Source organism: Curtobacterium sp. MCPF17_046 (genome assembly GCF_003224295.1).
In the GTDB taxonomy this organism is placed as follows: Bacteria; Actinomycetota; Actinomycetes; order Actinomycetales; family Microbacteriaceae; genus Curtobacterium.
Window position 1 is genome coordinate 77,184 of record NZ_QKLB01000006.1, and the last position, 22,226, is coordinate 99,409.

At 69.6% G+C, this 22,226-nt stretch carries 20 protein-coding genes; 12 read left to right on the forward strand and 8 right to left on the reverse strand.

Features of this window, described 5'->3' with window-relative positions; translation table 11 throughout:
* Positions 1 to 128 precede the first annotated feature (128 nt).
* The 4 genes from DEJ32_RS07485 to DEJ32_RS07500 form a co-directional block, all read right to left on the reverse strand.
* The gene (locus tag DEJ32_RS07485; RefSeq protein ID WP_110825710.1) at positions 129 to 914 is read right to left on the reverse strand and encodes an ABC transporter ATP-binding protein; all 786 of its coding nucleotides are present in this window, start codon (positions 912 to 914) and stop codon (positions 129 to 131) included.
* Between the two features lie 84 nt (positions 915 to 998).
* Positions 999 to 1,676 carry a GntR family transcriptional regulator gene (locus DEJ32_RS16195; protein WP_110900815.1) on the reverse strand — a complete coding sequence of 226 codons (678 nt, stop codon included), beginning with the start codon at positions 1,674 to 1,676 and terminating at the stop codon, positions 999 to 1,001.
* Between the two features lie 161 nt (positions 1,677 to 1,837).
* Positions 1,838 to 2,815: an MDR family oxidoreductase gene (locus DEJ32_RS07495; RefSeq protein WP_110900816.1), complete on the reverse strand. Its 978-nt coding sequence runs from the start codon at positions 2,813 to 2,815 to the stop codon at positions 1,838 to 1,840.
* A 191-nt stretch (positions 2,816 to 3,006) separates the two neighbouring features.
* Entirely contained in the window at positions 3,007 to 4,035 is a 1,029-nt protein-coding gene (locus DEJ32_RS07500) for a 6-phosphofructokinase (protein WP_110889469.1), read from the reverse strand.
* Positions 4,036 to 4,187: 152 nt separating this feature from the next.
* Here DEJ32_RS07500 and DEJ32_RS07505 point away from each other — a divergent pair, with 152 nt between their 5' ends.
* The gene (locus DEJ32_RS07505; protein WP_181420611.1) at positions 4,188 to 5,171 is read left to right on the forward strand and encodes a DNA-3-methyladenine glycosylase; all 984 of its coding nucleotides are present in this window, start codon (positions 4,188 to 4,190) and stop codon (positions 5,169 to 5,171) included.
* A gap of 48 nt (positions 5,172 to 5,219) precedes the next feature.
* On the opposite strand, the gene DEJ32_RS07510 is transcribed toward DEJ32_RS07505, so the two are convergent.
* On the reverse strand, positions 5,220 to 6,083 hold the full coding sequence (locus DEJ32_RS07510) for an NAD-dependent epimerase/dehydratase family protein (protein WP_110900817.1): 864 nt from the start codon (positions 6,081 to 6,083) through the stop codon (positions 5,220 to 5,222).
* A gap of 357 nt (positions 6,084 to 6,440) precedes the next feature.
* Between DEJ32_RS07510 and DEJ32_RS07515 the strand changes: the two genes are divergently transcribed.
* Genes DEJ32_RS07515 through dapA form a run of 4 tightly spaced genes read left to right on the forward strand, consistent with a single transcriptional unit; the run spans position 6,441 to position 10,438 of the window.
* On the forward strand, positions 6,441 to 7,688 hold the full coding sequence (locus DEJ32_RS07515; protein ID WP_110900818.1) for an exo-alpha-sialidase: 1,248 nt from the start codon (positions 6,441 to 6,443) through the stop codon (positions 7,686 to 7,688).
* Positions 7,685 to 9,124: an SLC13 family permease gene (locus tag DEJ32_RS07520; protein WP_110900819.1), complete on the forward strand. Its 1,440-nt coding sequence runs from the start codon at positions 7,685 to 7,687 to the stop codon at positions 9,122 to 9,124. Before DEJ32_RS07515 ends, DEJ32_RS07520 begins: the two co-directional genes overlap by 4 nt.
* A gap of 13 nt (positions 9,125 to 9,137) precedes the next feature.
* Entirely contained in the window at positions 9,138 to 9,494 is a 357-nt protein-coding gene (locus DEJ32_RS07525) for a 2-dehydro-3-deoxyphosphogluconate aldolase (RefSeq protein WP_110889473.1), read from the forward strand.
* Positions 9,495 to 9,541: 47 nt separating this feature from the next.
* On the forward strand, positions 9,542 to 10,438 hold the full coding sequence (gene dapA, locus DEJ32_RS07530; protein WP_110900820.1) for a 4-hydroxy-tetrahydrodipicolinate synthase: 897 nt from the start codon (positions 9,542 to 9,544) through the stop codon (positions 10,436 to 10,438).
* Between the two features lie 144 nt (positions 10,439 to 10,582).
* On the opposite strand, the gene DEJ32_RS07535 is transcribed toward dapA, so the two are convergent.
* On the reverse strand, positions 10,583 to 11,554 hold the full coding sequence (locus DEJ32_RS07535) for an aldo/keto reductase (RefSeq protein ID WP_258368926.1): 972 nt from the start codon (positions 11,552 to 11,554) through the stop codon (positions 10,583 to 10,585).
* Positions 11,555 to 11,710: 156 nt separating this feature from the next.
* On the opposite strand from DEJ32_RS07535, the gene DEJ32_RS07540 reads away from it, so the two are divergent.
* The 3 genes from DEJ32_RS07540 to DEJ32_RS07550 are packed head-to-tail and all read left to right on the forward strand — an operon-like array spanning position 11,711 to position 14,830.
* Positions 11,711 to 13,006 carry a four-carbon acid sugar kinase family protein gene (locus DEJ32_RS07540; RefSeq protein ID WP_110910741.1) on the forward strand — a complete coding sequence of 432 codons (1,296 nt, stop codon included), beginning with the start codon at positions 11,711 to 11,713 and terminating at the stop codon, positions 13,004 to 13,006.
* A 2-nt stretch (positions 13,007 to 13,008) separates the two neighbouring features.
* On the forward strand, positions 13,009 to 14,031 hold the full coding sequence (gene pdxA, locus DEJ32_RS07545) for a 4-hydroxythreonine-4-phosphate dehydrogenase PdxA (protein ID WP_110889475.1): 1,023 nt from the start codon (positions 13,009 to 13,011) through the stop codon (positions 14,029 to 14,031).
* Positions 14,032 to 14,065: 34 nt separating this feature from the next.
* Positions 14,066 to 14,830 (forward strand): DeoR/GlpR family DNA-binding transcription regulator, encoded by a 765-nt coding sequence (locus DEJ32_RS07550; RefSeq protein ID WP_110889476.1) that lies wholly within the window; start codon positions 14,066 to 14,068, stop codon positions 14,828 to 14,830.
* Between the two features lie 293 nt (positions 14,831 to 15,123).
* Here the strand turns inward: DEJ32_RS07550 and DEJ32_RS07555 are convergent, their stop codons facing one another.
* Positions 15,124 to 16,461, reverse strand: coding sequence for a NosD domain-containing protein (locus tag DEJ32_RS07555; RefSeq protein WP_110900822.1), 1,338 nt, complete (start codon positions 16,459 to 16,461; stop codon positions 15,124 to 15,126).
* A 76-nt stretch (positions 16,462 to 16,537) separates the two neighbouring features.
* Positions 16,538 to 17,767: a glycoside hydrolase family 32 protein gene (locus DEJ32_RS07560; protein ID WP_110900823.1), complete on the reverse strand. Its 1,230-nt coding sequence runs from the start codon at positions 17,765 to 17,767 to the stop codon at positions 16,538 to 16,540.
* Positions 17,768 to 17,917: 150 nt separating this feature from the next.
* Here DEJ32_RS07560 and DEJ32_RS07565 point away from each other — a divergent pair, with 150 nt between their 5' ends.
* The 4 genes from DEJ32_RS07565 to DEJ32_RS07580 all read left to right on the forward strand — a co-directional run bounded on the left by DEJ32_RS07565 (position 17,918) and on the right by DEJ32_RS07580 (position 22,209).
* Positions 17,918 to 19,219 (forward strand): sugar ABC transporter substrate-binding protein, encoded by a 1,302-nt coding sequence (locus tag DEJ32_RS07565; RefSeq protein WP_258368927.1) that lies wholly within the window; start codon positions 17,918 to 17,920, stop codon positions 19,217 to 19,219.
* A 50-nt stretch (positions 19,220 to 19,269) separates the two neighbouring features.
* Positions 19,270 to 20,154 carry a carbohydrate ABC transporter permease gene (locus DEJ32_RS07570; protein ID WP_110900824.1) on the forward strand — a complete coding sequence of 295 codons (885 nt, stop codon included), beginning with the start codon at positions 19,270 to 19,272 and terminating at the stop codon, positions 20,152 to 20,154.
* The gene (locus DEJ32_RS07575) at positions 20,151 to 20,990 is read left to right on the forward strand and encodes a carbohydrate ABC transporter permease (RefSeq protein ID WP_110889480.1); all 840 of its coding nucleotides are present in this window, start codon (positions 20,151 to 20,153) and stop codon (positions 20,988 to 20,990) included. The genes DEJ32_RS07570 and DEJ32_RS07575 overlap by 4 nt, the downstream gene beginning before the upstream one ends.
* Before the next feature lie 181 nt (positions 20,991 to 21,171).
* Positions 21,172 to 22,209, forward strand: a complete 1,038-nt coding sequence (locus tag DEJ32_RS07580; protein WP_110900825.1) for a LacI family DNA-binding transcriptional regulator — start codon at positions 21,172 to 21,174, stop codon at positions 22,207 to 22,209.
* Positions 22,210 to 22,226: the final 17 nt, after the last annotated feature.

The window sequence follows — 22,226 nt, forward strand, 5'->3', positions numbered from 1 at the left end:
CGAGACGCCGCCCTGTTCGACGGCGTGCTGCGACGAAGGCGGCGTCCGTCACTGACGGGGGCGTCTCGTGGCCACGCGACGACCGCGGTCGCGCGACCGGTCCGCGCCAGCCGGGAGGCCCGCCCGCCTCAGTCGGCCCGTCGTGCGTGCCAGCGCCCACCGCTGCGCTCGACCGCCAGCGGGAAGTCGAACGCGGCCGACACCAGCGCCGAGGTGATGACCTCGTCCGCCGGCCCCTGCGCCACGACGCCCCCGTCGCGGAGGAGCATCGCGTGCGAGGTCGAGGCCGGCAGGTCCTCCAGGTGGTGGGTGACCATCACGCTGCCGAGCTCCGGCTGCCGGACGCGGAGGGCGTCGACGGTCTCGAGCAGGTGCTCCCGTGCGGCGACGTCGAGTCCGGTCGCGGGTTCGTCGAGCAGCAGCAGCCGCGGGTCGGACAGCAGCGCCCGGGCGATGAGCGCACGTCCCCGTTCGCCCTGCGACAGCACCGGCCATCGGGCGTCGCGGCGCGCGGTGAGTCCGACGTCGGCGACGAGCTGCTCGGCACGGACGAGGTCGTCGGCCGTCGGCTCCCACCGCGTCATGAGGTCGGTCGTCCCGGTGCGCCCGGTCAGCACGGTCTCGAGGACGGTCAACGGCGACAGCATCCGGTGCCGGGGGTCGACGTGCCCGATGTGCTCACGGAGTTCACGGACGTCGACACGTCCGAGCTGTCGACCGAGCACCTCGACGTGGCCGGCGGTCGGGTGCCCGGTGGCGCCGAGCACCGCGAGCAGGGTCGACTTGCCGGCGCCGTTCGAGCCGAGCAGCGCCCAGTGCTCCCCGCTGCGGACGGTGAGGTCCACGTCGTGCAGCAGGTCGCGTCCGCTGCGGGTGACACGGAGGGCGGTGGCGCGGAGCAGGACGTCGGTCACGTCTCCATCCTCGCGCAGGACGTACGACGCAGGACGCAGGACGGCCCCGCCACATGTGGGTGGCGGGGCCGACCGGTCGCCGGATCAGGCCTCCGCGGCCTTCGCCGCCCGTGCGGTGGCGAGGTGCTCGGCCATGGCGCGTCCGAGCCCGCGCACGAGTGCGCCGCCGGCCTCACCGTCGCGGCCCTTCGCGGCGGCACGGAAGCCGTCGAGCGCGTCCGCGACGTCCCAGAACACGAACTCGGGCTCACCGATGCGGACGAACTTCGCGCGGTTCAGCAGCGATTCGCTCGTCTTCACGAGGAGCTCGTTGCCCGACTTGGCGACCATGAACGCGATCGCCTTGTCGATGTCGTCGTTCAGGGCGCGGTCCTCGGCCTCGGCGTGCGCGCGCATGTCGTCGAGGATCTTGCCGAACGCCTTGACGTCGGCGTCCTCGAAGCGGGGGAACGACCAGCGGGCGGCGAGCTCACCGATGCCGAACAGCACCTGGAAGGCGTCGTCGTACTGCTCGCGGGTGGGGGAGGCGACGCGCGTGTAGCGGTTCGCCTCCATCTCGACCAGGCCGTAGTCGACCAGCTTCGCGATCGCCTCGCGGATGGGGGTGCGGCTCACACCGAGCCAGGCGACCAGCTCGTCGTCGTTGAGGCGTTCCCCGGCCTGCAGGGTGCCGTCCTGGATCGCGGCGAGCATCTTCTCGAGGACGACGTCGCGGAGGAGCTTCCGGGGCGAGTTCTCGACGGTCGACTTGGGTACCGGCATCCGGGTCTCCTCAATGAAGGTGTTCGGTACTCAAATCCTAACGTGACATTGTGCAAACGCTTGCTAAGGAGCGGGCGCAGGAGCGGGGGCCGCCGCCGCCCGTGCCCGCCCGGGTGCTGACCGGTGCAGCCCCGTCGGCACCGCCGGCCGGGAGGCCCGGATCACCGCGTGACGTCGACCACCGTCCGCCCGTGCACCCGTCCGGCGACGACCTCCGCGCCGACCTCGATCGCCTCGGTGAGACCGACCGTGCGGGTCACCGCCCGGAGCAGCGCCGGGTCGAGGTCCGTCGCGAGCCGTGCCCAGGCCCGCTGCCGCAGGTCGAGCGGCGCCGCAACCGAGTCGATGCCGAGCAGGGACACCCCGCGCAGGATGAACGGCAGCACCGTCGTCGGCAGGGAGGTGTCCTGCGCCAACCCGCACGCCGTGACCGAGCCGCCGTACTGCGTCGCCGCGAGGACGTTCGCGAGGGTCGCACCACCGACACTGTCGACCGCGCCGGCCCACACCGCGCGCTGCATCGGCTTCCCCGGCTCCGCGATCGTCGCGCGGTCGATGACGTCCGCCGCGCCGAGGGCCCGGAGCGCGTCGCCGTTCTCCGGCCGACCGGTCGACGCGGTCACCCGGTACCCGCGGGCCGCGAGCAGGGCGATCGCCACCGTGCCGACCCCGCCCGAGGCTCCGGTCACCAGGACCGGCCCGTCCTCGGGGGCGACTCCGCGCTCGAGCGCCAGGACGCTGAGCATCGCGGTGAACCCCGCGGTGCCGATCGCCGCCGCGAGATCGTCGTCGATCGTGTCCGGCAGCGACACGAGCGCGTCCACCGGGACGACGCACTGCTCCGCCCACCCGCCGTGCCGGGTCTCGCCCGCACCCGCGCCGGTCAGGACCACGCGCTCGCCGACCGCCAGGTCCTGCACGTTCGGCCCGACCGCGGCGACGGTGCCGACGACGTCGATGCCGGGCACGAGCGGGTCGGTCCGCACGACGCCGGGGTCGCCGGCGACGGCCAGGCCGTCCTTGTAGTTGACGCTCGACCGCGTGACGGTGACCAGGGCCTCCCGGTCGCCGGGGGCGGGCAGGTCGACGTCGGTGACGATGGGGGCGGCGGAACGGGACACGAGGACGGCGCGGGTCATGCGCGCGACGCTACCCCGGGCCTCCGGTCGGGCGCGGGCGCAGCCGCCGCGGGTGGGCCACACGCTCCAGGTCGCACGACATGCCGCTCGTCTCCGGAGCGGACGGCATGTCGTACGACCTCGGCGAACGGCCGGCGGCGTGTTGTGCGACCCCGGTGGCCGAGGACTGATCGAGGTCCCGGCGCCCGGCGTCAGCCGAACATGATGGCGGCTTCGTCGTACCGGTCCTGCGGCACGGTCTTCAGCTCGCCGAGCGCGTCCTCGAAGGAGACGTGCACGATCTCGGTGCCCTTCAGGGCAACCATCCGGCCCCAGCGCTCCTCGACGACGGCGTCGATCGCCGCCAGGCCGAGCCGGGTCGAGAGCACCCGGTCGTAGGCCGTCGGGGTGCCGCCGCGCTGGATGTGCCCCAGGGTCGTGGCGCGGGTCTCGATGCCCGTCATCTCCTCGATGAGCGGGGCGAGGCGCTCGCCGATGCCACCCAGGCGCGGTCGACCGAAGGCGTCGAGGCCGCGCTCGGTGTGGGCGGTGTCCTCGTGGTCGGGGACGAACCCCTCGGCGACCACGACGAGCGGTGCACGCCCGCGGTCGTAGGCGGCCTGGACCCACTCCGCGATCTGCGCGAGGGAGGTCTTCTGCTCGGGGATGAGGATCGCATGCGCGCCCGCCGCCATGCCCGAGTGCAGGGCGATCCAGCCGACGTGCCGGCCCATTACCTCGGCGACCATGCAGCGCGAGTGCGACTCACCGGTGGTGCGGAGGCGGTCCATGGCCTCGGTCGCGATCGCCACCGCGGTGTCGAAGCCGAACGTGTAGTCCGTGGCGCCGAGGTCGTTGTCGACCGTCTTGGGGACGCCGACGATCTTGAGCCCGGCGTCGGTGAGGCGCTTCGCGGCGGCCAGTGTGCCCTCGCCACCGATCGCGACGATGGCGTCGATGCCGTGCCGCTCGAGCGTCGCGGTGATGTTCTCGACGCCGCCCTTCGGGCCCTCGAACGGGTTCGTCCGGCTCGTGCCGAGGATCGTCCCGCCCTGCTTCGCGATGCCCTGGATGTCCTTGCGGCCGAGCGGCACGATGTCACCCTCGACCACGCCCCGCCAGCCGTCCCGGAAGCCGACGAACTCGTGGCCGTGGATCGCGATGCCCTTGAGCACGATGGCCCGGATGACCGCGTTGAGACCGGGGCAGTCGCCGCCGGAGGTGAGGATGCCGATGCGCATGGAGAGGACTTCCGATGTCGGGTTCGGTGGACTCCCTCATCATGGCCGACGCGGGTCCGGTATCGCCATGCTGTGACCCGAGGTCGTGGACAACCGCCGTGGGGTCGTCCGCCGCGGTCGCCGGTGTCCGTGCCGACGCTTACGATCCCTGCATGGCTTCCGTCCGATCCGCTGCGGCGTCGACCGGCGACGCCGAGCAGGATCGCGACCCGCTCGTCGACCTACGCCGCGTCGACACCGTGTACCGGCCGGGAGGCCCGGTGGACGTGATCGCGACGCTGCGGCCCCTGTCGCGCGGCTCCGGTGACCCGGCGCACCGGGTGGTCGGGTCCGACGTCTGGCTCGCGTTGCGCACCCCGGAGGGGCCGGCATCCGTCCTCGTCCGCGCCGTCGGCGACGCCGTCGCGATCAGCGCGTGGGGTGCCGGAGCCGCGTGGGCCGTGTCGCACGGACCGGACCTCGTCGGCCGCGGTGACGACTGGTCCGAACTCGACGTGTCCGCGCATGCGTTCCTGGAGCAGGCGCGACACCGCCAGCCGGGGTTACGGCTCCTCCGGACGAACACCGTCGTCGCAATGCTCGTGCCCGCGATCATGGAGCAGAAGGTGACTTCGCGGCAGGCCTGGCGTGCGTGGCGGTACCTCGTCCGACGCTTCGGCACGCCCGCACCCGGCCCGGCTCCCGAGGGCATGGTCGTCCCGCCGGACGCCGACACCTGGGCGCGCATCCCGAGTTGGGAGTGGCACAAGGCCGGCATCGAGCCCGGGCGCTCGGCGACGGTCATGCGCGTCGTGAAGGTCGCGCCCGCCCTCGAGCGGACGCTGACGCTCGGCCGCGGCGGGGAGCTCGTCGCGAGTCGGCTGCAGTCCATCCCCGGCGTCGGACCCTGGACCGCTGCCGAGACGGCGCAGCGGTCGCACGGGGACCCGGACTCGCCGAGCGTCGGGGACTACCACGTGCCCGCCCTCGTCGGATGGGCACTCACCGGAGGGCCGGTCGACGACGACGGGATGCTCGAACTGCTCGAACCGTGGCGGGGGCACCGCGAACGGGTCGTGCGGCTCATCTCGGGGTCGGGGTTCCGGAAGCCGGCGTTCGGGCCGCGGATGACGATCCAGGACCACCGGGGACACTGAGACCGGACTGGCCGAACTCGATCCTCGACCCTCGACCCTCGTCCGCGGTCAGCGGTGCCGTGCACCCTCGCCGGCGAGCACCGCGCGGTAGCCCTCGCGGAAGGTCGGGTAGCGGAACGTGAAGCCGGTCGACCGCAGGAGCGCGTTCGACAGCCGCTTGTCACCGCCGGCCTGCCGGTCGGACGCCGGGCCGGGCTGCGGTGCCGGAAGCTGCAGTTCGTCGGCGAGGAACCGGAGCACGTCGTCGAGCCGGACCGGCTCGTCGTCGGTGCCCAGGTAGGTCGGTGCCGGGTCGCCGAGTGCCGCGAGGTGCACGATCGCGGCCGCGGCGTCGTCGCGGTGGATGCGGTTCGTGTGGGGAGACGCCCCCGGGCTCGGCGCGAGTCGGGCCGCGCCGGATCGCACCTGGTCGATGAGCCGCTCGCGCCCGGGCCCGTAGATCCCCGAGAGTCGGAGGAGCACCGCACCCGGAGCTCGCTCGCGGAGGAGCGCTTCGGCCTCCACGAGGACCTGCGCCGTGGGCGTCCCGCCGGTCGCCGGGGTCTCCTCGGTGACTTCGCTGCCGTCCGACACGTCGTACACCGCGGTCGAGGACACGACGACGATCCGTGGGCGCGCTCCCGACCGGTCGATGCCGTCCAGCACGTTCCGGAGGCCGTCGACGTAGGTCGCCCGGTACTCGTCCGGGTCCCGGCTGCCCGCGGCCAGGGCGACGATGACGATCGCGGTGTCGGCGTCGATCTCGGGCACGTCCTGGCGCAGGTCGGTGCTCCGGCCCTCGATCGGTGCGGGCAGGAGTTCCGCGCGACGACGGAGTCCGACGACGCGGTACCCGAGATCGGCGAAGCGGAGGGCGGCCTCGGTGCCGAGGTCGCCGCAGCCGGCGATGACGACGGTCTTGGGGTGCAGCATGTCTCGACCCTCGCACGGATGTGGTGCAGAAGACCACCGGCTTGACCTCCGGGTCGTCTCGGGCTCCGGCGGGTCCGGTCGTAGACACGACGACCCTCGACCGCCGGGTCGGACGTGCTTGTCTTCGGCCGCGCGTTCTGAGCGGCCTCATCCCCGTCTCGCCGGTTGAAGGAGCACTTGTGCATGTTGTGCGCAGAGATATTGCGCGCTTCGAGCAATCCTGGCAGACTGACCTCCTCGCAACCCGAGCCACGAGGACCCTTCCGGGGTCGAACGCCGCGGGTTGCAAGGGACGTTCACTGAAGAACTGCACCAGGTACTGGTGCCCACCGTCATCGTCGACTGGAGGACCCCCGCATGAGTGACTTCGATGGGCTCTTGCGAGCCCGGTCCGACGGGGGCGCCGAAGCGCTCCTGCCCACACCGACGGTGCAGTGCCACGCGGCGAACCTCGCCTTCCTGCCCGGGGGAGACCTCGCCTGTGTGTGGTTCGGTGGCACGCAGGAAGGCGTCTCCGACATCTCCGTCCACCTCTCGCGGCTCCCCGCCGGGACGGATCGCTGGCTCGACCCGGTGCAGCTGAGTTTCGACTCTGCGCGCTCCGAGCAGAACCCGATCCTCTTCACTGCGCCGGACGGCGCCGTCTGGTTGCTCTACACCGCACAGATCGCCGGCAACCAGGACACCTCCGAGGTGCGGCGGCGGACCTCCCTCGATGGCGGCGTGACCTGGAGCGAGCCGACGGCGCTCCTCGGCGACGACGCGCCCGTCGGCGTGTTCGTGCGGCAGACCCCCGTCGTGCTCGAGAGCGGTCGGATCCTGCTGCCGGTGTTCAACTGCCGGACCGTCCCCGGGGAGAAGTGGGTCGGCAACGACGACACCGCGTCGGTCTGGTACTCGGACGACACCGGGGAGACCTGGTCCGAGGTCGCCGTTCCCGAGTCGAGCGGGTGCGTGCACATGGACATCGTGCCGCGCGAGGACGGCGTGCTCTGGGCGTGCTTCCGCTCCCGCTGGGCGGACCACGTGTACGAGTCGTCGTCGACGGACGGCGGGATGACGTGGGAGCCGTGCCGGCCGATCGACCTCCCGAACAACAACTCGTCCATCCAGGCGCGCGCACTCGACGACGGCCGGATCGCGATGGTGATGAACCACGCGAGCAAGGACGACGCGACGAGCCGCCGGGTCTCCCTGTACGACGAGATCGACGACGACGGCCTGGCGGCCGATGCGGCCGACGGTGTTCCGCCGGTCGCGGAACCGTCGCTCGACGCCGACGGACGGAGCGCGTTCTGGGGCGCCCCGCGTGCGCCGATGACGCTCGTGGTCTCGAGCCCCGACGGGCGGTCCTGGCCGACCGCCTACGACATCGAGAACGGCGACGGGTACTGCCTCTCGAACAACAGCCGCGAGAGCCTCAACCGCGAGCTGTCCTACCCCTCGGTGCTCCCCGACCCGGCCGGGGGACTGCACATCGCCTACACCTGGCACCGCAAGTCGATCAAGCACGTGTACCTGCCTGCCGACGTCCTCGCGGCGATCGTGTCGACGCGATCCACCTCCGCCGGTCCGGCCCTCTCTGCGAAGGAGCAGCGAGCATGACCCTCCCCATGGTCTTCGCACTCGCGATCACCGTCCTCATGATCGTGCTGATCATGATCGACCGCCTGCCGTTCGGCGTCCCGCCCTTGATCGCCTGCCTCCTCATGGTGGTGTTCAACGTCGTCCCGATCAACGTCGCCTTCAGCGGCTTCGCGAACGCGACGATCATCATGCTCGCCTCGTTCATGGCGGTGATCGCCGCGTTGCAGAAGACGGACCTCGTCTCGGGCTTCAAACGCATGATCACCCGACTCGGGACGAAGGGCGGCTTCCGGGCCTACGTGCTCATCGTCGTGTTCGTCATGCTCGGCTGCAGCATCTTCGGCACGGGGTCCACGGCCTACTACGTCCTCGTCATCGGCCTCCTGTCGACGCTCGCGTACAACAAGAAGCTGCCGCCGTCGAAGGTCCTCATGCCGGCCGGCTTCGCCGCGAACCACCCGATGCTCCCCTTCAACGTGGCGCTGCAGTACGGCATCGTCGTCGCGGTGCTCGAGGCGGCTGGCGTGCGGGAGAACATCGACCTGGTGCGGTTCTCGATCGTCAACCTCGTGCTCAGCCTCGGGTTCCTGATCTGGTGCCTCATCGCGTACCGGATGCTGCCCGACCACCCCATCACCGACGACGAGACCGGCGCGACGACCCCGACCGGGGCGAAGGAGCCGGCCCTGGCCGGTGCTCGCACGACCGCCGCAGCCGGAACGGACGCCTCCGGGGTGCACGCCGACACGGCGACCGACCCCGCGGCACCGGGCCCGCACGCCGCCGAGGCGAACGCGACCGCGATCGCCGCGTCGAGCGCGACCGCGACCGTGGCCGCGCCGAGGCTCGACCGCCGGAAGCAGCTGGCGACGTACTTCTGCTTCGTCCTGGCCATCGCCGGGATGATCTCGTACAGCTCCATCGGTGACGCGGGCTACGCCATCACGGGACTCGCCGTCGCGGTCCTGCTCATCACGCGTGTCCTCGACTTCACCGAGATCCGCGACGCCATCAGCCAGCCGATCATCATCATGTCCGCCGGCGTCATCGGCATCGCGGAGGCGCTCGGTGCGACCGGGCTCACGAAGCTCGTCGGCAAGTCGGTCGCCGGGCTGCTCGGCGGCGACGTCAGTCCCTTCCTGCTGGTGTTCGCGTTCTGCGTCCTGACGAGCGTCCTCGCGACCCTCACGGGGTCGACGATCGGCACGGTGTACGTCTTCGCGCCACTGGCGATCGCGACCTGCGTCAGCCTGGGGCTCAACCCCGCGGCCGCTGCGGTCGCCATCGTCATCTCCGGCTGGAACGGCCACTTCTTGCCGATCGACGGGCTCCCCGCGATGGTGATGGGCGTCGGGAAGTACTCGCTCATCCAGTTCTGGAAGTTCACGATCCCGATGTACGTCATCCGCCTGCTGGCCCTGACCGCCGGCGCGCTCCTCCTCTTCCCGATGTGACGGAGAACCCGACATGGAGAACACCTTCGAGCTCGCGCACGTGGGCATCAACAACTCTGACGCAGCAGCCGCGCAGGAACTGTGTGACCTCTTCTGCCTCATGTTCAACCTCGATCCCCGCCAGGGGAAGAAGTCCGCGTTCGCCGGCACCTTCTTCGAGTGCGTACGTTCGCAGTACCTCGGGACGCACGGTCACATCGGGATGTCGACCGGTGACCTCGAGGCAGCGGTCGAGGAGCTCACCGCGAAGGGCTTCGGGTTCGACCAGGAAACGGCAGCCCACTTCGACGACGGGCGTCTGCAGAACATCTACCTCGCGGGTGAGTTCGGCGGCTTCGCCGTCCACGTGATGCAGCAGCCCCGCCCCTGACCTCCCACCGGCCGCCCAGGCCACCCCGCCCACAAGGAGCACCTGAAGTGACCACCACGATCCGCGGCAGCATCCACGCCCTCGTCACCCCGTTCCACGACGACGAGTCGCTCAACCTCGACCAGATGCGTGCGCACACCGACCGCGCCGTCCGAGCCGGTGCCGACGGCGTCTTCTGCCTCGGGACGAACGGCGAGTTCTTCCAGCAGACGGAGGACGAGCGCCTCGCCGTCCTCGAGGCGGTCGTCGACGCCACTGCGGGCCGCGTGCCGGTCTACGGCGGCGCCGGTGCCGTCGGGACGAGGGAGACCGTGCGGATCGCCAAGCGCATGCAGGCAGCGGGCGCCGACGTGCTGTCCGTCATCACGCCCTACTTCGCGGCTGCGTCGCAGGACGAGCTGTACCGGCACTTCGCCGTGGTCGCCGAGGCCGTCGACATCCCGGTGCTCATCTACAACATCCCCGCTCGCACCGGGAACACCATCAGCCCCGCGACCGTCGCCCGGCTGGCGGAGATCGACAACATCGCCGGCGTGAAGGACTCCTCGGGCAACTTCGACGCGATCCTGCAGCTCATCGAGCTCACCGACCCCGAGCACTTCGCGGTGCTCGCCGGGACCGACTCGCTGGTCCTGCCGACGCTGCAGGCCGGCGGCGCGGGCGGCATCACGGCCGTCGCGAACGTCTACCCCCGCACGATGGTCGAGATCCACCAGCGGTGGGCATCGGGTGACCTCGACGGCGCCCGCGCGGCGCAGGCGTCGATCCGCCCGCTGCGGAACCTGTTCGCGCTCGGCAACCCGAACACGATCGTCAAGGCGGCCACCAACGCAGCCGGCGAGGCCGTCGGCCCCTGCCGGGCACCGTTCAACCTGCTGAGCGATGCAGCCCTCGCGAAGATCGCGGACACGGTCCGCGCGGACCAGGCGGCGGGCTTGGGCTGAGCGGTCCTGGACGCGACCACGGCACGTGCCGGGAGGCCCGGTGCGAGTTCATCGGCACCGGGCCTCCCGGCACGGCCGTGGCGCCGGTGCCAGCTGATGGGTCTCACGCCCAGGCCGTCGTGTGGTTGCGTCGCGACGGTCTCGTCAGCGGTTGTACGCCGGCATCGGACCACGCAGTGCAGCGGCGACGTCGTCGACGGCCCGCTGTACGTCCTCGGGCAGCGCACCCGCGGCCAGCGCGGCGAGGTTCGCCTCGATGTTCGCGACGCGCGACCCACCGATCAGGACCGCGTCGACGACGGGACGGCCGATCGTCCACCGCAGCGCGAGCTCGGCCATCGGCATCCCCGCGTCCTCGGCGACCGCGCGGAGCTGCTCCACGGCGCCGAAGACCTCGTCGTTCCAGTACCGGGTGCGGTACATGCCTGCGAGGGGCGAGGAGCCGAAACGCCCCTCCGCTGGCTGCTCGTCCGGGCGGTGCTTCCCGGTGAGGAGCCCGCCGCCGAGCGGGTTGTAGACGACCGTCCCGAGTCCGGTGGTCCGGGCGAACTCGGCGTACTCGTCGTCGATCCGCGTCGCGATGACGCTGTAGACCTGCTGGCCGAGGACGGGTGCGGCCAGCCCGAGGCCCGAGGCCGTGTGTCGCAGTTCCGCGATCTGCCAGGCCGCGTGGTTCGAGACGCCCCACGTGCGGACCGCGCCGGAGTCGACGAGCGTCCGGACGGCGGTGAGCGTCTCCTCGTGCGGGGTCGAACGGTCGGGCTGGTGCAGGTAGAGCACGTCGACGTGGTCCGTCCGGAGCCGACGCAGGCTCGCGTGCACGCATCGGTCGATCGCGGCGGCGGACAGGGGAGCGACACCGTGGGCGTCCGGGTTCGCGATGCCGACCTTCGTCGCGAGCACGACGTCGTCGCGCCGACCGGCGAGCACCGAGCCGAGGATCTCCTCGCTGCGGCCGCCGGCGTACCCGTTCGCGGTGTCGATGCCGGTCCCGCCGGCCTCGAGGAACCGGTCGACCATCTCGGCCGCGGTCGGCTCGTCGACGCTGTCGCCGAAGGTCATGGTGCCGAGGACGGCGGGGGCGAGCCGACGGCCTCGGATGTCGATGTCGCGCAATGGGTTCCTTCCGTTCGGTCGCCGTCGGGCGACTCGTCGTCGAGCTGCGGGCAGACCACGAGCAGATCACGCTTGCGTGTTTCACGCAACTGACATAGCGTGTTTCGTGCATGATGCCGCATGCCGAACCGCCTACCGAGCCCGAGGAGGGGTCCGATGTCGAACCGCCTCGCCGCGATCGCTGACGACCTGTCCGGAGCCGCAGAGGTCGCGGCCGTCCTGGGCAGCGGTTCGGCGACCGTCGCCCTCACGCTCCCCGCCGCGCTCGAGCACGTCGCGCGCGCCTCGTCCGACGTCGTCCTGGACTGTGACACGCGAGCGCTCGACCCGTCCTCGCGACGAGCGGTGATCGCGCAGGCCACGCTCCGCATGCGTGCGGCCGGCGCACCGGTCCGGCTGGTGAAGACCGACTCGCTGCTGCGCGGCGGTGTCGGCGACGTCGTCGACGGCCTATCCGACGCCGGCGCGCGCGTCGTGCTCGCCTCCGCGCTCCCGGCGCTCGGACGTACGGTCGTCGACGGTCGGCTCCTCGTCCACGGCAGGCCCGTGGCGGACGCGGGACTCCACGGCCTGGAGGCCCGGGTGGTCCCCGGTCCGCTGGCTGCGGTCGGACGTCGCGCCCGGTCCGTCCCACTCGCGGTCGTCCGTGCCGGCTCCGATGCCGTCCTCGACGCGGTCGTCCGAGCACATGCTGCCGACGCGGTCCCCGTGCTCGACGCCGACTCCGACGAGGACCTCGACCGGATCGCAGTGGCGCTCGACGGTGCGGACTGCACGGTCGTCGGTTCGGGCGGGATCGCTGCGGCCATCGGTCGGCTCCGTGGAGCGCGGGCCCCGTCCGCGGCCGCACCCGGATCCGGAGATCCGACGGGGGCGCCGGGAGAGCGTCAGTCCGTGCTGCTCGTCGTCGGCACGGCCAGCACGGAGGCCACCGAGCAGCTCGAGGTCCTCGCGGCGAACGGCGTCCCGGTCACGCCCGTGCCCCGTGACGTCCTGCTCCGTGCCGTCGACCGCCGGGAGGTCGACGACATCGACCACCCTGCACTCCACGCTGTGCGGGCCGCCTTACGCAGCGGGAGCGCCGCGATCTGCGTCGAGGACCGACACGAACCGGTCCCGCACCTCGCCCGACGGCTCGCTGACGGCCTCGGCATCGTGGCTGCGGCCATCAGCGGGCGCGCCGCCCTGGTGCTGACCGGCGGAGAGACGGCCCGGTCCGTGCTCACCCGCCTCGAGATCACGGCCATCGTGCCGGAAGGTGTCGTCGAACCCGGATGCATCGTGTCCCGCGCGGACGACGGCCGCCGTGTGGTCACGCGACCCGGCAGCTTCGGGACCGTCACCAACCTGCTCGACGCCGCCACGTTCCTCCAGGCCGCTCGAGAAGACCCCTTCACGGCCGGCGGCCGTGTGCAAGCGGCCGCACGCCGCACGAACGAAAGGCAGCACTGAAGATGAACGCAACTCCGATCATTGCCGTCACGATGGGCGACGGGGCCGGTGTCGGCCCCGAGGTCGTCGTCGAGGCCGTCGTGTCACCGGACGTCCTGGCCGTGTGCCGGCCCGTCGTCATCGGGGACCTCGGTCGCCTCCGCCAGGCCGCAGCGATCCGGGGCGTCGAGGTCACGTTCAACGCTGTCGAGGACGTCGCGGACGCCACGTACCAGGACGGCGTCATCGACGTGGTGGACCTCGGACTCCTCCCGGAGGACCTGCCGTGGGGGCAGCTCTCGCCGGTCGCCGGCGATGCGGCCTTCCAGTACATCCGGGTCGCGTGCGAGGCGGCGATGGCCGGGAAGGTCCAAGCCATCTGCACGGCTCCACTGAACAAGGAAGCCCTGCACGCCGGTGGCCATGTCTTCCCGGGGCACACTGAACTCCTCGCCGAGCTCATGGGCGTCGAGGAGGTGTCGATGATGCTCTCGACAGCCAAGCTGAAGGTCGTCCACGTGACGACCCACCTCGGTCTCATCGACGCTGTCGCGCGGATCGAGCCCGGACTCGTCGAGCGGACCATCCGGCGGGGCAACGAGGCCCTGGTGCGCGCGGGCAACCCGCACCCGAAGATCGGCGTCGCGGCGATCAACCCGCACGCCGGCGAGAACGGCCTGTTCGGGTACGGCGAGGAAGCGGAGAAGATCGCTCCGGGCGTCGAGGCCGTACGCGCCGACGGGATCGACGCCGTCGGACCGCTGCCCGCCGACACCCTCTTCTTCCTCGCCGGTCGCGGGGACTACGACCTCGTCGTCGCGATGTACCACGACCAGGGTCACGGCCCCGTGAAGGTGCTCGGGATCGAGGCCGGCGTCAACATCACGGTGGGTCTGCCGGTCATCCGCACGTCGGTCGACCACGGGACAGCGTTCGACATCGCGGGCACCGGCAGGGCCGATGTCGCTAGCATGATCGAAGCGCTCCGCCAGGCGGCCGAACTCGCCCCGACAGCGGGGGAGCCGAGCCCGGCCCAGGGCGTCTGACACGTCCCAAGTCCCTGCCGTCCGGAGGTGCCCGGTGTCCATCTCGGCCAGAGCGCGGCGCGATGCCATCGTCACGCTCGCAACGACGGTCGGACTCGCGAGCGTCGACGAACTCTCCGAGCGGTTCGGGGTGACGGCGTCCACCATACGGCGCGACCTCGCTGCCCTGCAGGAGCAGCGGAAGTTGACCCGGACGTTCGGGGGGGCGATGGCGGTGGCCGCGCACCCCGAGGCATCGTTGCGCCAGCGGCTCGGCGAGCACTTCGACGCGAAGCGCGACATCGCCCGCCGGGCCGCTGCGACCGTGGCACCCGGGGCGTCACTGTTCCTCGACAACGGCTCGACCGTCGCGGCGTTCGCTCATGCACTGCCGATCGACGCCGACCTCACCGTCACCACCACCAGCGTCGGGGTCATCACCGACATGGCCGACCGCGACGACGTCCGACTCGTCATGCTCGGGGGCGAGTACCGGTCGTTGAGCAACGGGTTCGTCGGTCCCCTGACGGAGGCTGCGCTCGAGTACCTGACCTTCGATGCCGCGTACCTCGGTGCAGATGCGGTGTCGCCGGAGCGCGGGATCTGCGAAGCGGACCTCGGTCAGATCCGGCTGAAGGAACTCATCGCTCGTCGTGCGGCAGCCGTGTACGTCCTCGCTGACTCGTCGAAGCTCGCGCAGTCGGAATTCCACGCATGGACCCGACTCGGGAACGGATGGACGCTGATCACCGACGACGGCATCGCACCGGACCTCATCGAGCGCTTCGGAGCAGCGGGCGTCACCGTGGGCACGGCCTGACCTCCGCCACACGGAGTCAACGACTGCGGGAGCTCGCAGGGTCGCGACGCGCGCCGATGATGGAAGTCATCTCGGACACGACGCCCGCGTTCCCCGACGACCAGCGCGACGAGCGGCGTCAGCGTGCAGTCGTGGACGCACAGGTCTGCCGTGGTCCGTCGAGAAGTGCCCGATCCTCACCGCGGAGCCCGAGGGAGGTGTCGCCGACGACGCGGAGCCACCGGGTGAGAGCGCACGCGAGACAGTCGACGTCGGCCTCCGGTACGCCACGACGACTGCCCTCCCGCCGTCGTTCACCGCCCGGCGAGATCGGGCGTCGGCCGGAGCACGTTGGCTGTTGCATCGATGTGGACCTCTGACTCCCGTCCAGAGTCGAGGACCACATTGTGCACTGCGGTGGGGTCGATCATCACTGCGAGCACCGCGAGTTGGCTGATTCCGGTGGCCAGGAGCGCGTCTACCTGACCGGAGAACGCGGACGCATTCGAGCGCGAGTGAGCGTCCTTGGCCACGACGTGATTCGTCGCGACGGAGTTGCCGGAGCCACGTACGAGCCGGATGATGACGGGCGCTTCGCCGGGGGGCGTCACGCGCTGCGAGTCGACGACTTCCGAGAAGTGGTTGCTGACGATGGTGTTGTCGCTGCCATCGACGCGGAGCAGGCCGTACTGGTCGTCGAGGCCGTTGTCGATGTCGAGGAACGGCGTCCACGGCTCATGGTCGCGGAGGAGGTGGTTCGCGGCGATGAGGTTCTCAGAGCTGTTCTCGGCGAGGACGACCATCCCCGGGTAGAACGAATGCAGCCGGTTGTTGGTGATGCTCGACCGAGTGACGCTGCTGAGGCGGACGCTGCTCGCCCCGCGGGGGAACACGTTGTTGGCCGTGATCAGGAGCCCGCCGTGGTGTTCGGCGTAGATGGAGTGGCCTTTGAAGCCGGCACCGATGAGGTTGTCGGTGACCTTCGATGCTTGTCCCCATCCGCGGAGCTCGATGCAGTTGCCGCACTCGGCGATGAAGTTGTCGTGGATGGAGAGGGCGTCGGCGTTGTGGATCGTGAGGCCGTGTTCGAGGTAGACCAGTCCCATCCCGTTGAAGCGGAAGGAGTCGTTGGCGCTGGCGACGTGGACCCCGGTCTTGCCGTTGACGTAGGTGTTCTCCGGGAGCAGGTCGGAGCCGTCTGCGATGAAGTGCATGCCGTCGATGCAGAAGTCCTCGAACTCGACGGAGCTGATCCGAGGACTGCCCTCGCGCTCCACGAGGAACGCGGCGCCGGCCCGCTCGTCCGCATCCTCCGGGAGCGGCATGTCGACGAGGATGCGGCTTCCGCCGGGCCAGAGCTCGTGCAGGTCTGGCCACTCTTCCTCGGGGACGTTGAACCGGATGCTGGAGGAGGTGAATCCGTGCCCGGCGCCGCGGATCTTCAAGAAGCTGATGTCGATGAGGACCTGTGTGCGGAGGCGGTAGTCCCCCGGCGGGAGGTAGACGACAGCGCCAGGCTTGCCGCCGTCGCCGTCGGTGCCACTCTGTCGGCTCTTGACGTCGGCGATGATGCTGTTGAGCACCTCGCCGATGTCCTCGGCCGGATCGCCGACCGGCCAGGTGGTCACGTCGTAGTCGTTGCTGTTCGGCATGGTTGTTGGATCCTTTCGTCTCGTCGTTGCTGTGGCCACTGCGCGCAGCGGAACAGCAGGATCAGTTCGAGGGCCGCTACCGCGTGACAGCGACCGGGGCACGCAAGGGTGCGGCGAACAGTCCGGCTCTGGTGCTGAGCTCGAGGACCGGTCCGTCGAGGAGGATCTCCACGACCCCATCACCTGCCGGCACCGTTCCACCTGCACCGGTCGCTGCCGCGATGTGCAGGTCGTCCCCGGTGCGGTTGATGGTGAGGATCGGTTCCTCATCTCTGGTGACGACCAGCTGTCCGAGATCGGGGTCCCAGTTGATGATGTCAGCGCGGCCATCGCTCGTGAGGTCGATCCGATCGAACGCGGTGTGCGTGTTGACGCCATCGCCGCTGACGACGTCAGGGTGCGGCCGCGCGACGAGCTCATCGCCGTCCAGCGTGAGCACGTGGGGCACGCTCATGGCACCGGTCCAGGTGTCCCCGGCGTGATCGCGGATCTCGCGGAGCCAGAAGACCAGCCCGGGCCGACCGTCGGAGTCGCGGTAGAAAGAAGGTGCGTAGTAGCTGTTCCCCCACGTCAGCCGACCCCATCGCTCGACCCCGAAGACGCCGTCCCGCCACTCCCCGAGTCCGTAGGCGACGTAGTGGAGCTCGTCGTCGTTCCAGACGGAGGTGATGAGCACGTCGACACCATCGATGGTGAAGACCTGTGGGCACTCCCAGAGCTTGCCGGTCCAGACCGGTTCGGTCAGCGAGGTGTTCCGCTGCGCGGCGACGCCGTCGTACTGCCAACTCTGGAGATCCGGCGAAGAGTACGACAGTGCAGCGGCGGTGGTGCCGTCGATGTTCGCTCCGACGAGCATCCGCCATCGGTCACGATCACGGAAGACGAACGGGTCGCGGTAGACCTGCACATCGATGTCCTCGGGGGGAACGGCGACGACGTCCCCCTTGGTCCACGTTGTCCAGTCCGAAGCGGTGGGCGTAGCGGTACGGATATGGCCGATGCTGAAGTCCGGCGTCTGGATCGACGTGTAGAAGATCGTCGCACGATCGCCGTCGATGGCGAGGGAGCCTGACCAGATCCCGTCGTCGCCCTCGCCGGGCACCAACGCCACCGGCTGTTCCGTCCACGTCCGCAGGTCGGTGGACGTCGCGTGCCCCCAGTGGCAGGACGGGGCCCAGCTGGTCTGTTCCGGCACGTACTGGAAGAAGACGTGGTACCTGCCGTCGTGCCAGGTCAACGACAGGGGGTCGTTGATCCAGCCGGATCGAGCGGTCAGGTGGATGCTGGGGCGATCGTCGTCGATCATGCGCAAGGGGTCCCCTCGGAGCGATGGGCCGTTCGCTTGACGGCCTCTGCGTAGATGTATATCTTGGGCCAAGTCGTTTTGGCAAGACGCTTTGTCATTGACACCGTACCCGATCGCAGCGCTGCTGCTGCAGACGAAGGAGACGAAGTAATGATGCTTCGTAGGAAGTCCGGCACGCGTGCCGGCAACAGAGGTCGCATCCTCGCCGGTACTGCCGTGGCCGTGGCATCGGCGCTGGTCCTCAGCGCGTGCGGTGCTGGTGGCGGCGACGGTGGCGGGTCGGCGAAGAGCTTGACCGTCCTCGTCGAAGCCGGGGGGCACGGCGAGCTCCAGCCGATCGCCGATCGCTACAAGAAGGAGACCGGGACGAAGGTCCAGTTCGTCGAGCTGCCCTACGACGGCCTCTACAACCGCGTCAACAGCGAGCTCAACTCCGGGTCGGTGTCCTTCGACGTCGCCGCGCTCGATGCGATCTGGCTGCCCACCTTCAAGGAAGGGCTGACGCCGCTGAACTCGCTCTTCACCGAGGACGTGGAGAAGGACCTCTTCCCGGCGGAGTTGCAGGAGGGCAAGATCGGCGGCGACTACGTCGGTATGCCCGCGTGGACCAACACGGAGATCCTCTACTACCGCAAGGACCTCCTCGACGACCCGGCGAACAAGACTGCGTTCAAGGAGAAGTACGGCTACGACCTCAAGCCCCCAACGACATGGGAGCAGTACCAGGACGAGGCCGAGTTCTTCACGAAGGACGGCATGTACGGCACTGCCACGAAGGGCGCTGTCGAGACCGAATACCTCGCTGCCCTCTCGCAGGCCGGCGAGAAGGACATGGTCGTCGACGACAAGGGGAACGTCACCCTCGGTGACGCTGCCAGCTTGAAGGCGTTGGACTTCTACACGAGCATGCTGAAGTCGTCGGCACCCGGTGCGGCGCAGACCGACTGGGCGGCAGCGCAGAACCTCTTCTACCAGGGCAAGACCGCGCTCATGCTGTTCTGGGGCCACGCCTACCGGCAGATCCCCGAGGACTCGAAGGTCTCCGGCAAGGTCGGGGTCGCCCCGATGATCGCTGGCCCCGCCGGTGTTGCTGGCGTCCCAGGCCCCTACTACCTCAGCGTCCCGAAGGCATCGCCGAACCAGGACGCAGCCGAGGAGTTCATCAAGTTCGCGTACGAGCACAACGACCTGAGCGCGACCACGGACCTCGGGCTCGCCGCGCGGGTGTCCGCGTTCGAGAAGTACCAGGACAAGCCCGGCTACGAAGCGTTCAAGCCGATGGTCGAGACCCTGCAGGCGGAGGGCACCATCCCGCGTCCGTCGAACCCCAAGTGGCAGCAGATCGTCGACAACGCGCTCGTGCCGATGCTGCAGCAAGCCGTCCGACCGGGTGCGGACAACCAGCAGCTCCTCGACCAGGCCAAGACCAAGGTCGAAGACATCCTCAAGTAGAGCGTGGTGGCCCTACGGGGCCACCACCTCCCCCGAACCGAAAGTCGCTCGTGCGCATAACCGACCGACGCTTCGCCGTGCTCATGATCCTGCCGGCGGCGCTGTTCCTGCTCATCTTCATCGGCTGGCCGCTCATCCAGTTCGTGACCAACAGTTTCTTCGACATCAACCAGCTCGCAGGCACTCGCCGGTTCGTCGGTTTCAGCAACTACATCACCGCGTTCACCGACCCGGACTTCGGCAACTCCGCCTGGCGCACCGCGGTGTACACGGCGATCGTGGTGTTCTTCGAGTTCGCCATCGGCCTGCTCGTCGCACTGCTCTTCGCCACGATCGGTGACCGCTCACGCGTCTTCCGCACGATCTTCCTCTATCCCCTGATGATCGCGCCGATCGTCGCGGGCCTGCTCTGGAAGTTCCTGCTCAGCGACAACTTCGGCATCGTCGGGCAGCTGCTCTACAGCGCCCACCTGCTGCCGTCCCCCAACGCGATCCAGTGGCTGAGTGACCCGAAGATCGCTCTGGTGTCGGTCTCCATCCCGGACGTCTGGCTGACAACGTCGTTCATCACGCTCGTGCTGTTCGCCGGTCTGCAGAACATCCCCGGCGACGTCCTCGAGGCGGCCCGCCTCGACGGAGCCCGATACCCCACACTGCTGTTCCGCATCGTGATCCCGCTGCTGCGTCCCGTGATCGCCGTCGCGCTCATCGTCCGTGGTGTGGACGCCGCTCGCGCATTCGACGTGATCGTGCTGCAGACCAACGGTGGCCCACAGAACGCCACCGAGACGATGTCACTGCTGGTGTACCAGACCCAGATCCGCTACGGCGACCCCGGCCTGGCAAGCGCAATGGGCACCATCTACCTCATCGCGATGCTGGCCGTGGCCATCTTCGCGATCTTCAAGATCTGGCGACCCGGGAGTGACCAGTGAACGGCCTCGAAACACAGCGCATCGGCACGAAGACCATCCTCTGGATCGCCCTGATCCTGCTCGTCGTGCTCTACGCGTTCCCCTTCCTCTACATGGTGCTCACCTCACTGAAGGTGCCGGTCGAGACGATCGCGGTGCCGCCGACCATCTGGCCGCGGAACTGGACGCTGGAGAACTACAGCTCGGCACTCGGCACCAGCGGAGTTCCAGCGTCCTTCATCAACAGCATCGTCACCGCGGCGATCAGCACCGTCATGTCCCTCGTGCTGGCAGTGCCAGCCGCGTACGCAGTCACCCGGTACCGGACCCGCTTCGGGCAGGTGTTCATCCTCGTCGCCCTCGTGACCCGCATGGTTCCGGCGATCGTCGTCGGGGCCCCCTTGATCACGATGTTCCGTAGCGTGGGCATCCAGGACACGTCATTCGCCCTCGCGATCGCCCACACCACGATCTCACTGCCACTGTCGATCTGGCTGCTGTCGAGCTTCTTCCAGGCTGTTCCAGAAGAACTCGAGGAAGCTGCCCGTGTTGACGGCGCTTCCAGGATCGGCGCGTTGATCCGCGTGATCCTGCCGGTGACCGCCGGCGGCCTCGCGGTCACCGCGATCTTCGCGTTCCTGGCATCGTGGAACGACTACATCTTCGCCCTGCTGCTCACCTCGGTGCGTGCGCAGACGACTCCACTCATGATCGCCGACTTCCAGACGCAGTTCGGTCTCGACTGGGGAACGATGACCGCCCTCGGCATCGTGTACTCGGTACCCGTCATCCTGCTGACGTTCGTTCTGCAGCGGCACATCGTCGCTGGCCTCACACTGGGCGCAGTCAAGGGGTGATCATCGCCCACTCGGAGATCCCGCTTCCGGTGGACTTAGGGTGATGATGCTCGCGTTTCACACCGGGAGCGGGACCTTCCCACGGCCGCGAGCATCAGCGATGGTGTGCTCGGCCAAGACGGATGCCGCCGACCAACGCAGGGCCGGACGCGATCCGACCTCCCACGGAACGAAAGGATCGATGGTGGCTCCGAGACGCGTCGGCATCAAGGACGTCGCAGCCGAGGCCGGGGTGTCCGTCACCACCGTCTCCCACATCCTCAACGACGTCGACTTCCTCCGAGCCAGCGACGAGACCCGCGAGCGGGTCAAGGACGCTGCACGCCGCCTGGGCTACGGCCCGAACCGGATGGCGCGGGGCCTGCGCATGCAGCGCTCTGAGATGATCGGCCTGCTCAGCGAAGAGATCGCCACGACCCCGCACGCTGGTCGGATCATCCTCGGCGCGCAGAACGCGGCCCGTCGCCACGGGTTGACGCTGGTCATCATCAACACCGAGCGGGACGACGTCGCCGCGAACGCCACCGCCCTCATCCGGCAACAGGTCGATGGTGTCCTCTACGCCACGATGTACCACCGCGAGATCACTCCCCCGACCGAACTCGATGTCATACCGACCGTGGTCATCGACGCGACCGACAGCACCAGGAAGCACCCCGCGGTCGCCCCAGATGAACGCAGCGGTGCCCGCGCCGCGATGGAAGAGCTCCTCACTGCCGGGCACCGACGCATCGGCTTCATCAACAACGTGGACGACGTTCCCGCCACCCGTGAACGCTTGGCGGGGTACACGGAGAGCCTGCTGGAAGCCGGTCTCGACGTCGACGAGTCGCTCGTCCGCGCGGCCCCGTCCGAAACCCCGGGCGGCTACGACGCTGCGCGTGCGCTGTTGCAGCGTCCTGACCGGCCGACCGCCCTGTTCTGCTACAACGACCGCATGGCGATGGGCGCTTACCGCGCTGCAGCAGAGCTGCAACTCCGCATCCCCACCGACCTCTCAGTGGTGGGCTTCGACAACCAGGAGCTCATCGCAGAGGGGCTCTTCCCCGCGCTGACCACTGTGGCGCTGCCGCACTACGAGATGGGCGAGTGGGCCCTCGAACGCCTCGTCGAGCTGCAGAACGACCTTCCGACCCGCGAGCAGCAGCAAGCCGTCGGACCGGTGTTCTTGACCTGCCCGATCGTGCGTCGCGAATCCGTCGCCGCACCATCTCAGTGACGTCCGGACGGTGACAT

Excerpts from the sequence above, each read along its gene's own strand:
- DEJ32_RS16195 (WP_110900815.1), bottom strand. The coding sequence starts at position 1,676 with ATGCCGGTACCCAAGTCGACCGTCGAGAACTCGCCCCGGAAGCTCCTC.
- DEJ32_RS07495 (WP_110900816.1), bottom strand. The coding sequence starts at position 2,815 with ATGACCCGCGCCGTCCTCGTGTCCCGTTCCGCCGCCCCCATCGTCACC.
- DEJ32_RS07500 (WP_110889469.1), bottom strand. The coding sequence starts at position 4,035 with ATGCGCATCGGCATCCTCACCTCCGGCGGCGACTGCCCCGGTCTCAAC.
- DEJ32_RS07505 (WP_181420611.1), top strand. The coding sequence starts at position 4,188 with ATGGCTTCCGTCCGATCCGCTGCGGCGTCGACCGGCGACGCCGAGCAG.
- DEJ32_RS07510 (WP_110900817.1), bottom strand. The coding sequence starts at position 6,083 with ATGCTGCACCCCAAGACCGTCGTCATCGCCGGCTGCGGCGACCTCGGC.
- DEJ32_RS07515 (WP_110900818.1), top strand. The coding sequence starts at position 6,441 with ATGAGTGACTTCGATGGGCTCTTGCGAGCCCGGTCCGACGGGGGCGCC.
- DEJ32_RS07520 (WP_110900819.1), top strand. The coding sequence starts at position 7,685 with ATGACCCTCCCCATGGTCTTCGCACTCGCGATCACCGTCCTCATGATC.
- DEJ32_RS07525 (WP_110889473.1), top strand. The coding sequence starts at position 9,138 with ATGGAGAACACCTTCGAGCTCGCGCACGTGGGCATCAACAACTCTGAC.
- DEJ32_RS07540 (WP_110910741.1), top strand. The coding sequence starts at position 11,711 with ATGTCGAACCGCCTCGCCGCGATCGCTGACGACCTGTCCGGAGCCGCA.
- pdxA (WP_110889475.1), top strand. The coding sequence starts at position 13,009 with ATGAACGCAACTCCGATCATTGCCGTCACGATGGGCGACGGGGCCGGT.
- DEJ32_RS07555 (WP_110900822.1), bottom strand. The coding sequence starts at position 16,461 with ATGCCGAACAGCAACGACTACGACGTGACCACCTGGCCGGTCGGCGAT.
- DEJ32_RS07560 (WP_110900823.1), bottom strand. The coding sequence starts at position 17,767 with ATGATCGACGACGATCGCCCCAGCATCCACCTGACCGCTCGATCCGGC.
- DEJ32_RS07565 (WP_258368927.1), top strand. The coding sequence starts at position 17,918 with ATGATGCTTCGTAGGAAGTCCGGCACGCGTGCCGGCAACAGAGGTCGC.
- DEJ32_RS07580 (WP_110900825.1), top strand. The coding sequence starts at position 21,172 with ATGGTGGCTCCGAGACGCGTCGGCATCAAGGACGTCGCAGCCGAGGCC.